General features: G+C 64.7%; 23 protein-coding genes and 3 tRNA genes. 13 read left to right on the top strand and 13 right to left on the bottom strand.

The window, feature by feature from the left end:
- The first annotated feature begins 78 nt into the window (after window positions 1-78).
- Window positions 79-534 (top strand): cyanase, encoded by a 456-nt coding sequence (gene cynS, locus BST40_RS01165; RefSeq protein WP_075546983.1) that lies wholly within the window; start codon window positions 79-81, stop codon window positions 532-534.
- 13 nt (window positions 535-547) lie between these two features.
- Here cynS and BST40_RS01160 read toward each other — a convergent pair whose 3' ends face one another.
- The 5 genes from BST40_RS01160 to BST40_RS01140 form a co-directional block, all read right to left on the bottom strand.
- On the bottom strand, window positions 548-1027 hold the full coding sequence (locus BST40_RS01160; RefSeq protein WP_075546984.1) for a hypothetical protein: 480 nt from the start codon (window positions 1025-1027) through the stop codon (window positions 548-550).
- Window positions 1024-3483, bottom strand: a complete 2460-nt coding sequence (locus BST40_RS01155; protein ID WP_083153155.1) for a molybdopterin oxidoreductase family protein — start codon at window positions 3481-3483, stop codon at window positions 1024-1026. Before BST40_RS01155 ends, BST40_RS01160 begins: the two co-directional genes overlap by 4 nt.
- Window positions 3484-3550: 67 nt before the next feature.
- Window positions 3551-4246, bottom strand: coding sequence for a crotonase/enoyl-CoA hydratase family protein (locus tag BST40_RS01150; RefSeq protein WP_083153154.1), 696 nt, complete (start codon window positions 4244-4246; stop codon window positions 3551-3553).
- A gap of 79 nt (window positions 4247-4325) precedes the next feature.
- Window positions 4326-5159 carry a hypothetical protein gene (locus tag BST40_RS01145; protein ID WP_083153152.1) on the bottom strand — a complete coding sequence of 278 codons (834 nt, stop codon included), beginning with the start codon at window positions 5157-5159 and terminating at the stop codon, window positions 4326-4328.
- A gap of 106 nt (window positions 5160-5265) precedes the next feature.
- On the bottom strand, window positions 5266-6003 hold the full coding sequence (locus tag BST40_RS01140; protein WP_083153151.1) for an MBL fold metallo-hydrolase: 738 nt from the start codon (window positions 6001-6003) through the stop codon (window positions 5266-5268).
- A gap of 124 nt (window positions 6004-6127) precedes the next feature.
- On the opposite strand from BST40_RS01140, the gene BST40_RS01135 reads away from it, so the two are divergent.
- The 12 genes from BST40_RS01135 to rplA all read left to right on the top strand — a co-directional run bounded on the left by BST40_RS01135 (window position 6128) and on the right by rplA (window position 11268).
- Complete coding sequence (locus BST40_RS01135; protein ID WP_075546989.1) at window positions 6128-6337, top strand: type II toxin-antitoxin system VapB family antitoxin; 210 nt, start codon at window positions 6128-6130, stop codon at window positions 6335-6337.
- Between the two features lie 144 nt (window positions 6338-6481).
- Window positions 6482-6554: transfer RNA gene (locus BST40_RS01130), tRNA-Thr, on the top strand.
- 52 nt (window positions 6555-6606) lie between these two features.
- Window positions 6607-6680, top strand: a tRNA-Met gene (locus BST40_RS01125).
- A gap of 47 nt (window positions 6681-6727) precedes the next feature.
- A complete protein-coding gene (rpmG, locus tag BST40_RS01120; RefSeq protein WP_003898538.1) occupies window positions 6728-6895 on the top strand; it encodes a 50S ribosomal protein L33 in 168 nt (55 codons plus the stop codon).
- A 68-nt stretch (window positions 6896-6963) separates the two neighbouring features.
- A complete protein-coding gene (gene hadA, locus BST40_RS01115) occupies window positions 6964-7416 on the top strand; it encodes a (3R)-hydroxyacyl-ACP dehydratase subunit HadA (protein WP_371686846.1) in 453 nt (150 codons plus the stop codon).
- A complete protein-coding gene (hadB, locus tag BST40_RS01110; RefSeq protein WP_075546991.1) occupies window positions 7403-7831 on the top strand; it encodes a (3R)-hydroxyacyl-ACP dehydratase subunit HadB in 429 nt (142 codons plus the stop codon). Before hadA ends, hadB begins: the two co-directional genes overlap by 14 nt.
- A 2-nt stretch (window positions 7832-7833) precedes the next feature.
- Entirely contained in the window at window positions 7834-8334 is a 501-nt protein-coding gene (gene hadC / locus BST40_RS01105) for a (3R)-hydroxyacyl-ACP dehydratase subunit HadC (protein WP_075546992.1), read from the top strand.
- 210 nt (window positions 8335-8544) lie between these two features.
- Window positions 8545-8617: transfer RNA gene (locus BST40_RS01100), tRNA-Trp, on the top strand.
- A gap of 94 nt (window positions 8618-8711) precedes the next feature.
- Window positions 8712-9227 (top strand): preprotein translocase subunit SecE, encoded by a 516-nt coding sequence (secE, locus tag BST40_RS01095; protein WP_075546993.1) that lies wholly within the window; start codon window positions 8712-8714, stop codon window positions 9225-9227.
- 31 nt (window positions 9228-9258) lie between these two features.
- Window positions 9259-9975, top strand: coding sequence for a transcription termination/antitermination protein NusG (gene nusG, locus BST40_RS01090; RefSeq protein ID WP_083153149.1), 717 nt, complete (start codon window positions 9259-9261; stop codon window positions 9973-9975).
- Window positions 9976-10030: 55 nt separating this feature from the next.
- Entirely contained in the window at window positions 10031-10462 is a 432-nt protein-coding gene (rplK, locus tag BST40_RS01085; protein ID WP_075546995.1) for a 50S ribosomal protein L11, read from the top strand.
- A 98-nt stretch (window positions 10463-10560) separates the two neighbouring features.
- The gene (gene rplA / locus BST40_RS01080) at window positions 10561-11268 is read left to right on the top strand and encodes a 50S ribosomal protein L1 (protein WP_075546996.1); all 708 of its coding nucleotides are present in this window, start codon (window positions 10561-10563) and stop codon (window positions 11266-11268) included.
- Window positions 11269-11341: 73 nt separating this feature from the next.
- On the opposite strand, the gene BST40_RS01075 is transcribed toward rplA, so the two are convergent.
- The 8 genes from BST40_RS01075 to BST40_RS01040 form a co-directional block, all read right to left on the bottom strand.
- Window positions 11342-12559, bottom strand: coding sequence for an RNA polymerase sigma factor (locus BST40_RS01075; RefSeq protein WP_083153148.1), 1218 nt, complete (start codon window positions 12557-12559; stop codon window positions 11342-11344).
- A gap of 5 nt (window positions 12560-12564) precedes the next feature.
- Entirely contained in the window at window positions 12565-13260 is a 696-nt protein-coding gene (locus BST40_RS01070) for a YciI family protein (RefSeq protein ID WP_083153177.1), read from the bottom strand.
- Between the two features lie 87 nt (window positions 13261-13347).
- Window positions 13348-14277 carry a hydroxymycolate synthase MmaA4 gene (mmaA4, locus tag BST40_RS01065; protein ID WP_275887180.1) on the bottom strand — a complete coding sequence of 310 codons (930 nt, stop codon included), beginning with the start codon at window positions 14275-14277 and terminating at the stop codon, window positions 13348-13350.
- Between the two features lie 117 nt (window positions 14278-14394).
- Complete coding sequence (gene mmaA3 / locus BST40_RS01060) at window positions 14395-15276, bottom strand: methoxy mycolic acid synthase MmaA3 (protein WP_075546999.1); 882 nt, start codon at window positions 15274-15276, stop codon at window positions 14395-14397.
- 148 nt (window positions 15277-15424) lie between these two features.
- Window positions 15425-16288, bottom strand: coding sequence for a cyclopropane mycolic acid synthase MmaA2 (mmaA2, locus tag BST40_RS01055; protein WP_083153146.1), 864 nt, complete (start codon window positions 16286-16288; stop codon window positions 15425-15427).
- 157 nt (window positions 16289-16445) lie between these two features.
- A complete protein-coding gene (gene mmaA1 / locus BST40_RS01050) occupies window positions 16446-17306 on the bottom strand; it encodes a mycolic acid methyltransferase MmaA1 (protein ID WP_075547001.1) in 861 nt (286 codons plus the stop codon).
- Between the two features lie 55 nt (window positions 17307-17361).
- Window positions 17362-18270 (bottom strand): alpha/beta fold hydrolase, encoded by a 909-nt coding sequence (locus tag BST40_RS01045; protein ID WP_275887207.1) that lies wholly within the window; start codon window positions 18268-18270, stop codon window positions 17362-17364.
- Between the two features lie 14 nt (window positions 18271-18284).
- Window positions 18285-19634, bottom strand: coding sequence for an ABC1 kinase family protein (locus BST40_RS01040; RefSeq protein ID WP_075547003.1), 1350 nt, complete (start codon window positions 19632-19634; stop codon window positions 18285-18287).
- Window positions 19635-19655 lie beyond the last annotated feature (21 nt).

Below are 19655 nucleotides of genomic sequence, written 5' to 3'. Positions count from 1 at the left end.
GTGGTGAGCGACGCCCAAGACATTCTGCCGGCAACCCCGCGGCGACCCGCGACTGATGGTGGCGGGCATGCTGAGGCCATGAACAGAAACCAGATCACCGAACAGATCGTGCTGGCCCGCCTGGCGAAGGGGCTTACCTGGCAGCAGTTGGCCGACGCCATCGGCAGGCCGGTGGCGTGGACGACGGCGGCGCTCCTCGGACAGCATCCCGTTCCCGCCGAACTCAGCAACGTCCTGGTGGAGATGCTGGGTCTCGACAGGTCGGTGGTGCCGGTGCTGGCCGCCCCGCCGATGCGCGGCGGCCTGCCCACCGCGGTGCCCACCGACCCCACCATCTACCGCTTTTACGAGGCGCTGCAGGTCTACGGCGGCGCCATCAAGGAGCTGATTCACGAGAAGTTCGGCGACGGCATCATGAGCGCGATCAACTTCAGCGTCGACGTGCAGCGGCAGACACATTCCTCGGGAGACCGGGTGGTGGTGACCTTCGACGGGAAATTCCTTCCCTATCAATGGGTCTCGGCGCAAAGCTGACGCGCCCGGCGGTTCAGCTGGTGAGTACCTGCGGCGAGAGTTCTTTGAGCATCGCGTTGGCCCAGCGCATCTGGCGCAGTGTCTGCGGATGGCAGCGCGACGTCAGCTGCAGCAGTTCGAGATCCTTCGCCGCCTGCGCGGCCTGGCCTAGCAGCTCCCAGTCCAGCGATGCGCCCGCGGCGATCCGGTGTATTCGCCGCAGGTCGGCGAGCAGCAACAGGGCCGGTTCGGGGCGGTGTCGCAGCATGCGACTCATCCGAGTCTGCGCAAAGCCGGTCAACGCGCGGGTATGCGGGTCGGCGGACAGCCGCAACCCATAGTGGCGGCCATGCTCGGCCAGCTCTTCGAGGTGATGCTGCGACCAGCCGGCCTGGTCGTGGGCCAGGTGATAGATGTCCTGGTCGCCGCGGTGGCGTGCGGCCATCACGTTGAGGCGGTGAGCGAGTTTCCGCTCGGAGCGATGCAATTCGCGGATGGCGAGCTTGAGCTTCACGACGCACCGCCACTCACCAGAGCTTCGGCTGCGCGGGCCGCCGCTCCGCCCACCGTATCGGGCACCGCGCCGTCGACCGGTGCCGAGGCCGCCGTGGTCGGCGCATATGCCGCCCCACCGGTTCCGGCGCGCAGCCGCCGCAGCCGCGCCGCCGCCGTCTTGTAGATCGGTTGCTTGGACACCGGATCCCAATCGGTGAGCGTGAGCTCATTGGCGGCGCGGTGATGGCCATGGCCGGCGGTGTCCCTATCGGCATCCCAATAGCCGTAATGGAACGGCACGAACAATACGCCGTCGCGGATGCCGCTGATCCGGGCGGCGCAGCGGACGGTGCCGCGCGGGGTGCTCACATCGACGGTATCGCCCTCCGCGATACCGAGACGGCCCGCGTCGCGCTGCGAGACTTCCACCCACACCTCGGGTGCGGCGTCTTGAAGTTGCGGCGCCCGAGCCGTTTTGGTGCGGGTGTGGAAGTGGTAGAGGGTGCGGCCGGTGATCAACGCGAACGGGAACTCGGCGGTGGTCGGCTCGTGCGGCGGAATATATTCGGCCGCTTTGATAATGGCTTTGCCGTAGGCGTTCATCGCGCGGTATTCGGTGGGCTCCAGCGGAGCGCCGGTGATCAGGTCCTTGCCGTAGGCCTCGCAGTAGTCGGGATCCGCCCAGAATCCGGCGTCGGTGTATAGCCGTTCGGTGCCGTCGGGATGCGTTGTGTTACAAGGCCATTGGATGCCGCTCCCGCCGCGCAGCTTGTCGTAGCTCAGACCGGTGTAGTCGCAGGGCCGCCCGGCACTGCACTTTTTCCACGCCTCGAACGCCGACTCGGGATCGGTCCACCACACCAGCGGCCGGCCGTCCTTGTCGCGGAAGTCCATGCGCCGCGCGTAGTCGAGAAAGATGTCCAGGTCGCTGCGCGCGAAACCAGGTGGATCGACTGCTTTTTCGGACAGATGTACGGTGCGATCGGCGTTGGTGAACGTCCCCGTCTTCTCGCCCCACGCGGCGGCCGGCAATACCACGTCGGCCAGCTCGGCCGTCTCCGTCATGAAGATGTCCTCGACGACGAGGAACAGTCGCTTCTGGGTCAAGATGTCGCGGATCCGCGAGAGCTCCGGCAGCGATACCGCCGGATTGGTGGCGGTAACCCACAACATCCGAAGCGTGCCCTCTTCGGCATAGCGGAACATCTGCATCGCGTGCGTGGGCGGCGCATAGTGCGGGATCTGTTGTGGTTCAAGGTTCCATACCCGCGCCAAGTCGGCAATGTGGTCGTCGTTGGACCAGTTGCGGAAGCCGGGCAGGTCTCCGTCGGCGCCGCACTCGCGAGTGTTCTCGGCCGTCGGCTGCCCGTTCATCTGCAAGATTCCGCAGCCCGGCTTTCCGAGCATGCCGCGCACCAAGTGAACGTTGTTGACCTGGACCGCTGCCGCGGTGGCTTGATGGGATTGGTAGAAACCCTGCAACACAGTGGACAGCAGCCGCTCTGCTGTGCCGAGAAGCCTTGCCGCGCGGCGGATGTCGTCGGCTGCGACTCCGCAGATCTCGGCGGTGTGCTGCGGCGGGAACTCTGCCACCCGGTTGCGCAGCTCGCCGAAGCCGACGGTGTGTGCGTCGATGTAGTCGTGGTCGACCCAGTCGTGCGCGATGATCTCGTGCAGCAACCCGTTCATCAGCGCCACATTCGTCCCCGGCAACGGCGCCAGGTGAACCGTGGCATGCCGGGCCACCGGGGTAAGCCGGGGGTCAACGCACACGATGGCGGGCGGCGTGTCGCCGGCTAACCGGTCGAGCATCCGCGCCCACAGCACGGTCTGCGTCTCGGCCACGTTGTGCCCGAACAGCGCGATGACGTCGGCGTGGTCGACATCGGTGTAGGAACCGGGCTGGCCGTCGCAACCGAACGACTCCTTCAACGCCTCGGCAGCCGTCGCGGTGCACAGCCGGGTGTTGCCGTCGACGTGGTTGGTGCCGATCGCGCCGTGCGCGATGACGGCCTGGGTGTAGTACTCCTCAAGGAACAGCTGTCCGGAGGTATAGAACCCGATTGCGCTGGGGCCGTGGCTATCCAGCAGTTCCCGGCTGCGCTGCACGATCGTGTCCATGGCGGTGTCCCAGTCGCACGGTCGCAATTGGCCGTCGCGGCGGATCAGCGGCGTGCTGAGGCGGTCCGGCGACGCGTTGGCCTGCCAGCCGAACAGGTCTTTGGGGTCCACCCGCCCGTGATTCACCCGGTCGACGGCGCGGCCGCGGACGCCGACGATACGCCCATCCTTGACGGCGATGTCCAGGCCGTCGCCGTTGGAGTGCAACACCGCGGCCGACTGCACCCACCGATCCACCGATTCCGGATTCAGGCCGTCGACCAGATATTGATCGATGCGCTGCGGCCACTCCCGGCCGGTTCCGTAGGGGGTCCTGGTTCCCCAGGGCTGGGCGATCCGGTCCGGCGTAACCATGGGCGATAGTTACCCGGCGGTGAGAATTCGAAACGCCGCCGCGATGGTTACCGGCTTTACGCCGCCGTTACACCCCGAATTCCGCTTCTATTCCGTCAATCGCGGCACGCATTGATTTCAGGGCGTCGGCTCGGGCGCGTAATTTGGTCGCGGCGTGGGCTTGCTGATTGAGACCGGCGAATTCACGCGCGGCTTCCTCGGCGCGGCTGAGCACCACTTCGGGCAACGCGATCTCGTCGATAAAGCCGGCCACCAGCGCGGTTTCGCCGAAGAATGTCTTGGCCAGCCCGGCGGCTTGCTGGTAGGCCGACGGAGTCAGCCGCAGTTTCATGATTTCCAGGGCGGCGTAGGGGATGGTCATGCCGATGGCGACTTCGTTGGCCTGGATGTTGTAGGCATGCGCAGCCACGCGGTGGTCGCCGGAGGTCAACAGGAACGCGCCCATCGCGATCGCATGACCGGTGCAGGCCATCACCACCGGCTTGGGATAGGACAACAGCCGGTAGGCCAACTCGAAGCCGCCGCGCAGCATGTCGATCGCGGGCTGCACCTCGCCGGAGGTCAGGACCTTGAGGTCGAAACCGCCGCTGAACACCCGGTGGTTGCCGGCGATGACCAGCGCACCGACGTTGTCCCGGTCCGCTTGGTCAATCGCCTCGTTGAGGGCCTGCTGCATGGCGGGGCCGATCACGTTGACCTTGCCGTCATCCATGCGGATCACCGCGATGGTTTCGTCGTGGGTATAGGTGACCGGGCCGCTCATCGGTTTACTCCTTCGGTAGGGACGTCGATTGAATCAGATCACCACCGCGGCGCATCTCTTGCCCGGTCGCGGCGCGACCTCAGACCCGCTGACTGCGATGCTTGCCCAACTCGTTTTCCGCATCACCCCAGCGCAGGCTGACGTCGGTGGGCTCGTCGAGTTGGCGGGTTCGCCACCTGTCCTGAGTCTCCTGGACGGCGCGGTTGATCCGGTCGATCTCGCTGCGGAAAACGTCGGGTCGCGTTTCCTTGCTTGCGTAGTGAAAATACGTCAGCACGCTGCGTAACAGCTCCAGCTTCTGCTTTTCCCGCTTCGCCAGGTCGTGGGTCGTCATCAGCTCGATCCGCTGAACCGGCGGCAGGGCATCCCAGTCCAGCACCACTTTTGTCTCCAGTGGACGCCGCCCCCGTCGCCAGAACCGCCAGCCGGGCCGCTGCTCGGGGCGGTCGTAATAGATCACCGTTCCCTCGAACCGGGATTCGACCCCATGGCCGATCTCGGCGCGGTCCAGCGCCGAATCCCACACCATCCGCCATTCCTGACCGGGCGCCAGCGTCGGCAGTTCGCGGGGCAACTGCAATTCGACGACGTCGGCGTAACCGTCCGAGGCATTCTCGTATTCGGCGACAGTCGGCGGATTGGGAAACGAGAACCGGATGTCATAGGCCGCGGTGCGACCGAAGTTTCGGACCACCAGTTCGATCACATGCCAGTCCGCGACGTGGGGCTCCATCAGCATCGACACATACGGTCGCGTCTGCTCGAACGTCAGTGCGCGGTTGCGGCGAATCTGATAGTTCATCACGACCAGTGCGATAACGCCGAGTGCCAGCGCCGACCACGCAGCCACCGCGAACCAGGTGCCGGACTCGACGTCGGTGACCCCATGCCAGCTGCTCTGGACCCACCCCATGGAATCCACCCTCCGCTTATACCACCACACCGATCCGCCGGCGAAATTGAGTAGCGCACGATCCTAGATGCGGCCCCCGCATCGCGGCGGCGGTGACTCAGCGGGATCAACCCGGGTCTGCCGCTGCTGCGCCGCCCATCAACATGCGCCATTGACCCAGATCGGCGGCGCGATAGACGAAGTTCGACCGCTTGACCTCCGAGAGTGGTGCGCTGCGTTCGGCCGAATACCAGTGCCCAGGAAATACCGTCGGATCGCCGGGTAGCGCGGCCAACTGTTGCAGGCTGCGGTAGATCTCGTCGGAATCCCCTCCGGGGAAGTCGGTGCGCCCGCAGCCCTCCAGGAACAACGTGTCCCCGGCGACCAGCCGGCCGTCGAGTAGGAAACATTGACTGCCCGGCGTGTGACCCGGAGTGTGCAGCAGCTCGATCTCGATGTCGCCGACGGCGACCCTGTCGCGGTGCTCATGGGTGGTCAGGTCACTCATCGGAATTCCGGTCACCCGGGAAACCCACAATGCCTCATGGGTGTTCACGTGCACCGGTACGGTGGCCCGCTCCAGCAACTCGGCCAATCCCTTGAGCTCGAAGCCCATCATCGAGCCGCCGACATGGTCCGGGTGATGATGGGTCACCAACACCCCCGACACGTGCATGTCGTCAGCTTCCAGCCTGTCGACGAGGTCGCCGGCGGCGTAGGCGGGGTCGACCACCACGCAGTCGCCGGTCTGACGGTCGCCGATCAGATAGGCGAAGTTGCGCATTTGCGCGGCGATCATGTCGCCGACCGCAAAGTCGCGACCGGAGAGCAGTTGCCGGAAATACAGCCGGTCCGAATCTGACACGCCACCAGACTATGACTGATCCAAGATCGGTCCAATCCTGGCGGCCTTGACGCCACGATAGCCCGGATGCGAAATGCGGGCCTTCTGTGATTCCCCGGGCGAAGCCGGTGGGTATTGTTGGCGCATGCGGAAGAAGGTCGAGATCGAGATCGACGACGATCTGGTCCAGGAAGCGATCCGTCGGTACGGTCTGGCTGATGCGCGCGAAGCGGTCCATCTCGCGTTGCGGACCCTTCTCGCCGAGGGCGGTAGCGGGGAGGCCGACGAAGAGGAATACGACGAGTTCAGCGATCTCAGTGTGCTCGACCCGCACCGGGGCAACCGTGGCGGCTGATCTGCGCCCCCGTCGTGGCTCCCGTCGTCCAGCGTGTCCAGGCCGCCAGCTGGCGCATCGCGTCGCGCACATGGTTTGGTGACGCCGCGCGCCAGGCTGTACCCTCTTTTTGCCCGGGGCACGACTGGCCGTTACGGGTGAGCGGCCCCCTTAGCTCAGTCGGTAGAGCGTTTCCATGGTAAGGAAAAGGTCAACGGTTCGATTCCGTTAGGGGGCTCGGCAGACGCCGAGCAGGAGGGCAGCCCTGAACCAAGGCGGGGCGGCCCAGAGGCGATGTAGCTCAGTCGGTTAGAGCGAACGACTCATAATCGTTAGGTCGCCGGTTCGAGTCCGGCCATCGCTACAACACAACACCGAGACGTTTGACACCAGATTCGAGAGAGAACCGTCATGGCTTCCAGTACCGACGTGCGGCCCAAGATCACTTTGGCGTGCGAGGTGTGCAAGCACCGCAACTACATCACCAAAAAGAATCGCCGCAACGACCCGGACCGCCTGGAGCTGAAGAAGTTCTGTCCGAACTGCGGCAAGCACCAAGCGCACCGCGAGACGCGGTGACCACATACGGTAGCCAAACTGATTCGGTAGATTCGATAGCCGTGCCACTGACAACCAACATTGTCGGGATGCATTACCGCTACCCCGACCATTACGAGGTAGAGCGCGAGAAAATTCGCGAACATGCCCAGGCCGTGCAAAACGACGACACCTTCTTTTTCGACGAGAAGGCCTCCGCGGAGCTCGGCTATGACGGCCTGTTGGCGCCGTTGACGTTCATCTGCGTGTTCGGGTACAAGGCGCAATCGGCGTTTTTCAAACATGCGAACATCGCCGTCCAGGACGCCCAGATCGTCCAGGTCGACCAGGTGCTGAAATTCATGAAGCCGATCGTTGCCGGTGACAAGCTCTACTGCGACGTGTATGTGGATTCGATGCGTGAGGCGCACGGCACCCAGATCATCGTCACCAAGAACATCATCACCAACAACGACGGTGACATCGTGCAGGAGACCTACACGACCCTCGCGGGGCGTGCCGGCGAGGATGGGGAAGAGGGATTTTCAGATGGCGCTGCGTGAGTTCAGTTCGGTCAAGGTCGGAGACCAGCTTCCGGAGCGGGTCTATCCGCTGACCCGCCAGGATCTGGTGAACTACGCGGGCGTGTCGGGTGACTTGAACCCCATTCACTGGGACGACGACATCGCCAAGGTCGTCGGGCTGGACACCGCGATCGCCCACGGCATGCTGACGATGGGCATCGGCGGTGGCTACGTCACGTCGTGGGTCGGGGATCCGGGTGCGATCACCGAGTACAACGTGCGGTTCACCGCGGTGGTACCGGTGCCCAACGACGGCAAGGGCGCCGAGCTCGTGTTCAGCGGCCGGGTGAAGTCGGTGGATCCGGACAGCAAGTCGGTCACCATCGCGCTCACTGCCACCACTGGCGGCAAGAAGATCTTCGGGCGGGCGATCGCGTCGGCGAAATTGGCGTAGCCATGGCCTTGAAGACCGATATCCGCGGGATGATCTGGCGCTACCCCGACTACTTCATTGTGGGCCGCGAGCAACTCCGCCAGTTTGCCCAAGCCATCAAGTGCGACCACCCGGCTTATTTCGAAGAGGACGCGGCCGCCGAGCTGGGCTACGACGCGATCGTGGCGCCCATGACCTTCGTGACGATCCTGGCCAAGCTGGTGCAGCTCGATTTCTTCCGGCACGTCGACATCGGCATGGAGACCATGCAGATCGTCCAGGTCGACCAGCGGTTCGTGTTCTACAAGCCGGTGTTCGCCGGGGACAAGCTGTGGGCCCGGATGGACATCCACTCCGTGGACGAGCGTTTCGGCGCAGATATCGTCGTCACCAAGAACACCTGCCACAACGACGACGGCGAGCTGGTGCTGGAGGCCTACACCACCCTGATGGGTCAGCAGGGCGACGGCTCCGCCAAACTCAAATGGGACAAGGAATCCGGGCAGGTCATCAGGACTGCGTAATTAGTATCTGGCACCGGCGCCTGGGTAGACTCTAGTACACTCGGACCCCGGGGTTTCCCAACATCAGCGCACTTTTCCGTGAGTCGGTCGAGCGAAGCCGGCGACGGGAGCGAGACGAACGAATTGTCTCACTTCGGTTCGTGACCACCGACCGGGGTGCGCTCGTGTCATGTAAGCCCCGGCAGGAGTAGGTTGGCCTGCCAACCGCGAAGGGGCGTAGCTCAACTGGCAGAGCAGCGGTCTCCAAAACCGCAGGTTGCAGGTTCAAGTCCTGTCGCCCCTGCTGAAGGCAAAGACGTGCCATGCTGGACACTGGGGAGGATCCCCAGTCTTACCGGGACGGCTGGCGTGATAGTTAGCGAACAAAGGAGCACGCGGTGAGCGACGAGCGCGACGCCGCCGACGGCGCCGTAAGCGACGGCGGCGCAACCGAGGACGGCAGCGACAGCGGTGGTCGCACGGCCGTGGTGACGAAGTCCGTGGTGCGGCCGCAACGACCGACCGGCAAGCGGTCTCGGCAGCGTGTGGTATCGGCCGACGAGGACGCCGAGGACACGGAGTCGTCGACCGCGACCGAGATCTCGAAGAAGGGCTCCGCCAAGAAAGACACGAAGTCGGCTGAGAAGTCTGCTAAGACATCGGCGAAGAAGTCGGTGAAGGCCAAGAAAACCACGAAGGCCGGAAGGCCGGCCGCGCGCTCGGCCAACCCGTTCATCTTCGTCTACAACTACATCAAGCAGGTTGTGGCCGAGATGCGGAAAGTGATCTGGCCAAACCGCAAGCAGATGATCACCTACACGTCGGTGGTGCTGGTATTCCTTGCCTTCATGGTGGCGCTGGTGGGCGGCGCCGATCTCGGCCTGGGCAGGCTCGTGATGCTGGTGTTCGGCTAAGACTTGGCAGTGACAGAGAGGACTGAAAACCGTGACTACCTTCGACGGTGACACGTCCGCGGGTGAGGCGGTGGACCTGCAAGAGGCCACTACCGCCCGGGAAGTAGCAGCCCCCGCTGAAGAGGTCGACCCGGCCGCTGCGCTCAAGGCGGAACTGCGCAGCAAGCCCGGCGACTGGTACGTCATCCACTCCTACGCGGGGTACGAGAACAAGGTCAAAGCCAACCTGGAAACCCGGGTGCAAAACCTTGACGTCGGTGACTACATCTTCCAGGTGGAGGTGCCCACCGAAGAGGTCACCGAGATCAAGAACGGCCAACGCAAGCAGGTCAACCGCAAGGTGCTGCCCGGCTACATCCTGGTACGCATGGACCTGACCGACGACTCCTGGGCAGCGGTGCGCAACACACCCGGGGTAACCGGGTTCGTCGGGGCAACCTCGCGCCCATCGGCGCTCTCCCTCGACGACGTGGTGAAGTTCCTGCTGCCCCGGGGAGCGGCGAAGAAGGCGGCGAAGGGGGCGGCCAGCACCGCCGCCGTCGCCGAAGCGGGCGGGCTGGAACGTCCGGTTGTCGAGGTCGACTACGAGGTGGGCGAGTCGGTCACCGTCATGGACGGGCCGTTCGCCACATTGCCGGCCACCATCAGCGAGGTCAATGCCGAACAGCAGAAGCTCAAGGTACTGGTCTCGATCTTCGGCCGCGAGACACCGGTGGAGCTGACCTTCAGCCAGGTCTCCAAGATCTAGCCGGCCCGCACAGCGCATCAACCAGGTTTAACCAGGAAGGAACAATCGAGTCGCCATGCCCCCGAAGAAGAAGAAGGTCGCCGGGCTGATCAAACTGCAGATCGTGGCGGGTCAGGCCAACCCCGCGCCGCCGGTTGGCCCCGCGCTCGGTCAGCACGGCGTCAACATCATGGAGTTCTGCAAGGCGTACAACGCCGCAACGGAGAGCCAGCGCGGCCAGGTCATCCCGGTGGAGATCACGGTCTACGAGGACCGCAGCTTCACTTTTGCGCTGAAGACGCCGCCCGCGGCCAAGCTGCTGCTCAAGGCCGCAGGTGTGGCGAAAGGTTCGGCGGAGCCGCACAAGAACAAGGTCGCCAAGGTCACCTGGGATCAGGTCCGCGAGATCGCCGAGACCAAGAAGACCGACCTCAACGCCAACGACATCGACGCCGCGGCCAAGATCATCGCCGGCACCGCCCGGTCGATGGGCATCACCGTTGAGTAGTACGGCGTAGGTCTGCATAGGCCGGGATCAAACCCGCGTGGGAGGGCTCGCTTCGGCCCGTTGGAAACCACGACCCAACACCAGATTGGATATCGGATATGAGCAAGACCAGCAAGGCATACCGCGCCGCCGCCGAGAAGGTGGATCGCAGCAAGCTCTATACGCCGCTGGAGGCGGCCAAGCTCGCCAAGGAGACGTCGTCGACCAAGCAGGACGCGACCGTCGAGGTGGCGATTCGGCTCGGGGTTGACCCGCGCAAGGCCGATCAGATGGTACGCGGCACCGTCAACCTGCCCCACGGCACCGGCAAGACCGCCCGGGTCGCGGTGTTCGCGGTAGGGGAAAAGGCCGATGCCGCCGTCGCCGCGGGAGCCGACGTTGTCGGCAGTGACGACCTGATCGAGAAGATTCAGGGCGGGTTCTTGGACTTCGACGCCGCAATCGCGACGCCCGATCAGATGGCCAAGGTAGGTCGCATCGCGCGGGTGCTGGGCCCGCGCGGCCTGATGCCCAACCCCAAGACCGGCACCGTCACACCCGACGTCGCCAAGGCCGTCGCCGACATCAAGGGCGGCAAAATCAACTTCCGGGTGGACAAGCAAGCCAACCTGCACTTCGTCATCGGCAAGGCGTCGTTCGACGAGACGCGGCTGGCCGAAAACTATGGCGCCGCTCTCGACGAGGTGCTGCGGCTCAAGCCGTCGGCATCGAAGGGCCGCTATCTGAAGAAGATCACCGTGTCGACGACGACCGGCCCCGGCATTCCGGTCGACCCGTCCGTCACCCGCAACTTCGCCGAGGCCTGATTTCCCCGGCGAGCAGACGCGGAATCGCACAACCATCGCCGGAGCGATGCGATTCTGTGTCTGCTCGGCGGTGTTAGCCACCGCACTCGGCGATGCGGCGCCGCAGGAATGCCCGACCCGGCTCGGAACCGTTGGCGTCCAACGCCTTTCGGTACCAGACCAGGGCTTCGGATCGGCGTCCGGCGCGTCGCAGCAGATCGGCACGCACCGAGGCGACCAGGTTCGACCTGGCCAGTCGCGGGTCGTGAGCCACCCTTTCCAGTGCCGCCAAACCGGCGCCGGCGCCGTCGCGGAAACCAACCGCGAGCGCTCGGTTGGCCAGCACCACCGGAGAGTCGGTCAGCTGCAGTAGCCGGTCGTAGGCCGCGCAGATCGCGGTCCAGTCGGTCTGTTCCCAAGAAGGTGCCGTCGCATGCAAGGCTGCGATGACCGCCTGCGGCAGGTACGGTCCGGTCGATCCGCGGGCCTGCTGGAGCCGGTCCAGGCCGCGGGTGATGCGGTCGCCGTCCCAGCGGTGACGGTCCTGTTCCTCCAGCGGCACCAGCGCCCCGGAGGCGTCCACCCGCGTCGCTCGCCGCGAATCGTGCAGCAGCACAAGGGCCGCCAAGGCGTGCGCCTCCGGCTCGCGCGGCATCAAAGCGCACAGCTCTCCGGCCAGCCGGATTCCCTCGTCGCACAGTTCGTCACGAATCGCCGACGGACCTGCCGTGGACCAATAGCCCTCGGTGAACACCGAGTAGATGCAGCCGAGCACGTGCGGCGTCCGCTCGGCCAGCAGTTCGGCGGGCGGCACCCGCAGCGGGATATTGGCACGACGAATCTTGTTCTTGGCGCGGGTAATTCGCTGACCGACCGCCGTCTCGGTCTGCAGCAGCGCGCGGGCGATCTCCGCGACGGTCAGCCCGGACACCAGCCGCAGTGTGAGCGCCAAGTGCGACTGCCGGTCCAATGCCGGATGGGCGCAGGTGAACACCATCCGTAGCTCGTCGTCGCGAACCGGATGCGGGTCGGTGTCATCGGTACGCGCCCGAATCTCGTCTATCACGGCCGCCATTTCCTTTCCGGGTCGCGCAGCTTCGCGGCGAAGTCGGTCCCGGACGCGGTTGCGGGCGACCGTTACCAGCCACCCTCCGGGGCGATCCGGCAGTCCATCACGCGGCCAGGTGCGAAGCGCTTCTGCGCAGGCCTCCTGGACGGCGTCTTCGGCAATGGTGAGGTCGCCGGACCACCGGGCGATCGCGGCGACGGCCGGACCCCATTCGCGACGGAAGACGCCGTCCAGGTTGACCATCGGCGCTACAGTCCGGATACACCGGCCTGCTGACGTAGCTGCACGGCGGAGGCCGGGATCATCGACGCGAGCTTGACGGCCTCGTCGCGGTCGGCTGCGCTGAGCACATAGAAGCCGTTGGCCACCTCGGCGCCCTCGGCGTAGGGACCGTCGGTGATGAGGACCTCGCCGCCATGCACCCGCACGGTGGTCGCGGTGGACGGTTCATGCAGGGCGGCTCCGCCGGTGATGTGATCGCCGGCTGCGGCCATGAATTCGTGGTGCGGCGCGGCCAACGCCTGCCATTCGGGGCTGCCCGGCGCGACCGCGTTCGATGGCGGTTCCAGCAGCAGTGCCAGCCACTGGCTGCCTTCCCGCCGGGCGGGTTCGAAGCTGCCGAACATCGGCCATACCTCCACCGCGCCGTGCTTGGCGGCGGGGACGTCGCGCGCCAAAGCCAGTGCCTCTTCCAGGTTTTCGGCTTCGAACACGTAGTAGCCGCCGGCCACCTCCGCGGTCTCGGCGAATGGGCCGTCGGTGACGATCGGCGCGTCGGGTCCGCCGGTGATGCGCACGCCGGTCGCCGCCGGCAGCAGCGCGTCACCTCCGCGGATCGCCGAAGCCACCCTGGTGTGAAAGGCCTCGTAGGCCGCCATCTCGCTGGCCCGCTCGTCGGGCGTGCGGTCGCGCTCCTGGCTGATCAATAGGGCGAAGTACTGCATCGTGGTCACCTCATCCGGCAGTGAGCGAAGCCCTGTGCTCCACTCTCTACCTGTTAGACGAACCGCGCAGCCTTAATCCGACACCAACTAGGCGGCGACGGCGCCCGGCTTGAGGTAGGTGACCAGGCTGCAGTCGAGCATCTCGTCGGTGAAGTAGTGCTCGCAGCCGCGCAGGTACTTCATGTACCGGTTGTAGACCTCTTCGGAGGTGACCTCGATGGCCTTCTCCCGATTGGACTCCAGCGTGTCACCCCAGATCCGCAACGTCTTGATGTAATGCGGGCGCAGCGAAAGCGGTTCGGGGACGACGAAACCGGCCTTCTCGCCGTGTTCGACCATCATCTCGGTCGACGGCAGCCGACCGCCGGGAAAGATCTCGGTGATGATGAACTTGATGAAGCGCGCCGTCTCGAAGCTCAGCTTCTTGCCGCGGGCGGCCATCTCGAACGGGTGATAGCCGACGCTACTCTGGACGGTCATCCGGCCGTCCTCGGGCATGATGTCGAAACACCGTTTGAAGAAGTCGTCGTAGTTCTCGTGTCCGAAGTGCTCGAAGGCCTCGATGGAGACGATCCTGTCGACGGGCTCGGTGAAGTCCTCCCAGCCTTGCAGCCGCACCTGACGCGAGCGGTTGCTGTCGACGGAGGCCAGCACCTGCTCACAGCGGGCGTGCTGGTTCTTGGACAGGGTCAGGCCGATGACGTTGACGTCGAAGCGCTCGACGGCCCGCCGCATCGTGGTACCCCAACCGCAGCCGATGTCGAGCAGCGTCATACCCGGCTTGAGGTCCAACTTGTCCAGGTTGAGGTCGATCTTGGCGTACTGAGCTTCTTCGAGTGTCATGTCGTCCCGCTCGAAGTAGGCGCAGCTGTAGGTCCGGGTCGGGTCTTGAAACAGGGCGAAGAAGTCATCGGAGACGTCGTAGTGCGCCTGGATGTCCTCCGAGCGCGTCCGGGTCTTCGTCTGTGTCGGCGCCTTGTCAGCCATTGTCGTCCTGTTCTCCTGGATAGTGTTCATTGCCCGAACGCATGCGACGCCTCGGTTTGACTTGTGCAACAGCCCGATAAACCCCCGAGGCGTTACTACCTATCGACGCGAGCGTGTGCACCCATAGCCCGTCTGTGGCACCTGAGTCTACTTGGCGAGTGTGAACTGGTTGCAGTCGATGTAGCCCATCCGGAAGGCCTTGGCGCAGCCGGTCAGGTACTTCATGTAGCGCTCGTAGACCTCCTCGGACTGGATGGCGATCGCCTCGTCCTTGCGCGCCTGAAGCGCCTCCGCCCAAAAGTCCAGAGTCTTGGCGAAGTCCAGTTGCAGCGACTGGCGGCGGGTCACCGTGAAACCGACCTTCTGCGCGTGCTCCTCGACGGTCTCGATCATCGGCAGCCGGCCGCCCGGGAAGATGTCGGTCACGATGAACCTGATGAACTTGGCCATCTCCATGGTCAACGGTATGCCGCGTTCCATGACCTGCTTGACGTGCAACCCGGTGATCGAGTGCAACAGCATCACGCCGTCGCCGGGCATGGCGTGGTAAGCGAACTTGAAGAAGTCGTCATAGCGGTGGAAGCCGAAGTGCTCCAGCGCTTCGATGACGACGATGCGGTCCACCGGTTCGGTGAACTCGGCCCAGTCCCGCAACAGCACCCGACGCGAGCGGCTGCTGTCGACCTCGTCGAGCACCTGCTGGCAGTAGGCGTGCTGGTTCTTGGAAAGCGTCAACCCCACGACGTTGACGTCGTACTTCTCGACCGCGCGCTTGAGCACCGAGCCCCAGCCGCAACCAATGTCGAGCAGCGTCATCCCCGGCTGCAGTCCCAGCTTGTCCAGCGTCAGGTCGATCTTGGCGAGCTGCGCTTCGTGCAGGGTCATGTCGTCGCGTTCGAAGTACGCGCAGCTGTAGGTGCGGGTGGGATCGACGAAAAGGGCGAAAAACTCGTTGGATATGTCGTAATGGGCCTGGACGTCGTCCAAGTTAGACCGGGTGCCTGCGGCACTTGTTGTCTTACCAGCCATATGTCCTCCAAGAACAGATGAGCACCCTCACGCGGTGATCATCCACGGCACCCTACACCGGGCAGGGCGCATCCATCGCATCGAAAGTCGCTGAGCGGCCGGTTTTTCCCGACTGGGACCCGACTGAGATCTGCGATGGTCGCCGTCACTACCTCTCCAAGGTGAACTGGTTGACGTCGATGTAGCCGATGCGGAACGCGTTGGCGCAGCCGGTCAGGTACTTCATGTAGCGCTCGTAGACCCCTTCGGACTGGATCGCGATGGCCTCGTCCCGGTGTGCCTCCAGCGCCTGCGCCCACAGGTCCAAGGTGCGTGCGTAGTGCGGCTGCAGCGACTGGCGCCGAGTCAGGGTGAAGCCGGCCTTGCCCGCGTGCTCCTCGACTTTCTCGATCGACGGCAACCGGCCGCCGGGAAAGATCTCGGTCACGATGAACTTGATGAAGCGCGCCATCTCGAAGGTCATCGGCATGCCGCGCTCGACGATCTGCGGTCCGGTCAGTCCGGTGATGGTGTGCAGCAGCATCACGCCGTCGGCGGGCAGGACCCGGTGTGCCATGGCGAAGAAGTCGTCGTAGCGGTCGTGGCCGAAGTGCTCGAAGGCGCCGATGGACACGATCCGGTCGACGGGCTGGTCGAACTGTTCCCAGCCCTTCAGTAACACCGTCCTGCTGCGCGCGGTGTCCATCTCGTCGAAGGTCTTCTGGACGTGGGCGGCCTGGTTCTTCGACAAGGTCAGGCCGATGACGTTGACGTCGTACTTCTCGATGGCCCGGCGCATGGTGGCCCCCCAGCCGCAGCCCACGTCGAGCAGCGTCATGCCCGGCTGCAGGCCCAGCTTGCCCAGCGCCAGGTCGATCTTGGCGATCTGGGCCTCTTCCAGCGTCATGTCGTCGCGCTCGAAGTAGGCGCAGCTGTAGGTCTGGGTCGGGTCCAGGAACAGCCGGAAGAAGTCGTCGGACAAGTCGTAGTGCGCCTGCACGTCGTCGAAATGCGGCGTCAGTTGTTCAGCCATGACCTTATGAATGCCTTTCCGGGCCAGGACCGGCCCTACGGTGCTCACATAAGATGCACCGAAAAACGCTCCCCCATGTGCTCGGGGAATGTTATCCGATTTGGCGCCGCAGCACTAAATCACGACCGAGTCTGCGCAGGCCAGAGCCGGTGCAAGGCTATTTCGCCAGGGTGAACTGGGCGACGTTGATCAAGCGGCGGCGGAACCGCTCGGCGCAACCGGTCAGGTAGTGCATGAAGTTGTCATAGACCGCTTCGGACTGGATCTCGATGGCACGTTCGCGCGCGGCCGCCAAGTTGGCGGCCCACATGTCCAGGGTCCGGGCGTAATGCTGTTGCATCAATTGGATCTCTTCGACGGAGAAACCCGCGGCCTTCGCGTTGTCGACAATGTCGGGTTCGGACGGCAGTTCGCCGCCCGGGAAGATCGATTCGCGGAGGAACTTCAGGAATCGGATGTCGCTCATGGTGAGCGCGATGCCCTGCTCGTGCAGCCACCTGCGGTCATAGGTGAACAGACTGTGCAGCAACATCCGCCCGTCGTCGGGCATGATCTCGTATGCGCGTTCGAAGAACGCGCCGTAGCGCTCCTTGTGAAAGGCGTCGAACGCTTCGAAGGAGACGATCCGGTCCACCTTCTCGTCGAACTCTTCCCAGCCCTGCAACCGCGCCTCGGCCCGCCGCTGGGTGGGAATGGCGGCGAGCCGGTCCTGGCTGCGTTGACAGTGGTTTTTGCTCAGCGTCAGGCCGATAACGTTGACGTCGTACTTCTCCACCGCCCGGACCAGGGCACCGCCCCAGCCGCACCCGACGTCCAGCAGCGTCATCCCGGGCTCGAGGTTCAGCTTGTCCAATGCCAGATCGAGCTTGGCCAGCTGCGCCTCTTGGAGGGTCATGTCGTCGCGCTCGAAGTAGGCGCAGGTGTAGACCCACGTCGGATCGAGGAAAAGCCCGAAAAAGTCGTCCGAAATGTCGTACGCGGCTTGCGAGTCCTCGTAATACGGTGTCAGCTCGGCCACTTGAGACAACCTCCTTTTGCAACCCTACAATCCTCGTTCAAGCCTCGTTCAAGACTCAGCCGGCCCTGGCAAAGTTGCTCATCAGGACACTGATCACCCCGTCCCATAACGGCTCGGGCAGATCGTGGCCCATCCTGTCGAACAACACCAGTCGGGCGTCATCGATCGCGCGGGCGACCGCGCGGCCATTGGAAGGCCGCACCATTATGTCCTTTCGGCCGTGGATCACCACGGTCGGCGCCGTGATGCGCCGGTTGTAGTGGAGCAGGCTGCCACTGCCCAGGACCGCGTTGAACTGTCGGCGCACGCCCAACGGGTCGAAGCTGCGATCGTAGTTCTCGGCCGCGTCGGCCCTGACACGCTCCTCGGGCAGGCGATAGCCGGGACTGCCCGTGATCCTGGTGACCCGCACGACGTTGTCCACTACCACCTCGCGCGGCGAGCCCGGCGGTGGGCCGTTGAGCATGGCCCGCAAGGCGCGCAGTGCCGGCGGTCGCAGGCACGCTCTGTTGTTGCTGGAGAAGATGATCGCCAAGGCCTTTGTCCGCTCCGGGAACCGTGCCGCGAAAACCTGGGCGATCATGCCGCCCATCGACGCGCCGACGATGTGGGCGTGGTCGATCTCCAGGTGGTCCAACAGCGCGGCCGCGTCGTCGGTCATGTCCTCCAGCGTGTATGCGGCCTGGCTGCGCAGGCCGAACCAGAAGCGCAGCAGCCGCGCGAGCATCGACTGGGCGGGGTCGGCGTGCTCGGTCCTGCTGGACAGGCCGACGTCGCGGTTGTCGTAACGGATGACGCGCAGGCCCTGGGCGACGAGTTTCTCGCAGAAGGCGGTCCGCCACAGCAGCAGTTGGGCGCCCAGACCCATGATCAGCAGCACGGGTGGGTCGTCCGGGTCACCCATGTCCTCGTAGTACAGCTTCATCTGCCCCGCGACCGCGGTGCCGCTGCGGACCTCCACCAGACCTCCGCTAGACCTCACTGGACCTCTACATCCGACTGATGCTCGCGGCTGACCTCGACCATAAAGTTGGCGAAGTACCCGGTGAGCTGCGGGTCCGACATCATCTGCCACTTCGGCGCCAGCAGCTTCATGTACCGCTCGACGTACAAGAACTGCTTGCCGATCAGCACCAGCTCGCGGGGCAGCTTGACGTCGTAGGCGTCGGCCAGCGCCGACAGCTGCCGGCCGATGTCGGCATACGACATCTCGCCCAGCGATTGCATCGTAAGCGGGGCGGCGAATTTCTCGAGGTCTTTGGCGGCCTGGGCCTCGGGCTTCACGGTCCCGACGGCGCCCATCAACACGACGATCTTGCCGGCGGCGGCATGGTCCTTCTTGACCAGCAGGGCATAAACCAGCTCGCGCAGCAGCCAGCGGGTACGCGGATCGATGCGGCCCATGATCCCGAAGTCGAAGAACACGATGCGGCCCTGGTCGTCGACGTACAGGTTGCCCGCGTGCAGGTCGCCGTGGAACAGTCCGTGCCGCAGCCCGCCCTCGAACACGCTGAACAGCAGCGCTTTGACGAGTTCGGTGCCGTCGAAGCCGGCCTTGCGGATGGCGGCGACGTTGTCGATGCGGATGCCCTGCACCTTCTCCATGGTCAGCACCCGCTCGCTGGTGAAGTCCCAGTGCACGTGCGGCACCCGGATGTTGCGGCCCAGCGGGGACGCGTGCAGGTGCGAGACCCACGCCTCCATCGATTGCGCTTCCAGCCGGAAGTCCAACTCCTCGGCCAAGTTGTCGGAGAAGTCGGCCACCACGTCTTGGGCCGAGAGCCGGCGGCCCAGCTTGGCCAGTTCGACGGCCTGCGCGAAACGCTTCAAGATCTGCAGGTCGGCGGCCACCCGGCGGCGGATGCCCGGCCGCTGGATCTTGACCACCACGTCCTCGCCGGTCTTCAGGGTCGCGTAATGCACCTGGGCGATCGACGCAGAGGCGAACGGCTCTTCTTCGAACGTCGCGAACAGCTTGGCCGGCTCGTCGCCGAGCTCCTCGACGAAAAGCCGGTGCACCTCACCGGTGTCGGCCGGCGGCACCTGGTCCAGCAGGGTGCGGAATTCACGCGACAACGACTCGCCGAACGCCCCTGGGCTCGAGGCGATGATTTGGCCGAACTTCACATACGTGGGACCCAGATCGGCGAAGGTCTGCGGGATTTCCTTGATGATCTTCTGCTGCCACGGACCCTTGGCCGGCAGCCTGGTGAGTACCCGAGCAGCGGTGCGGGTGACCTGCCAACCAGTGGTGGCGACCCGGGCCGCTTCGACCGGCAACGGCACCCGGTCGAGCTTGGCCACATCGCGGTGTTTGGTGGAACTCATCTGTGCAGTGTGCCAAATTGG

It is taken from the genome of Mycobacterium persicum (genome assembly GCF_002086675.1).
GTDB classification, from domain to species: Bacteria; Actinomycetota; Actinomycetes; order Mycobacteriales; family Mycobacteriaceae; genus Mycobacterium; species Mycobacterium persicum.
This window is presented reverse-complemented; position numbering and strand designations above follow the sequence as displayed.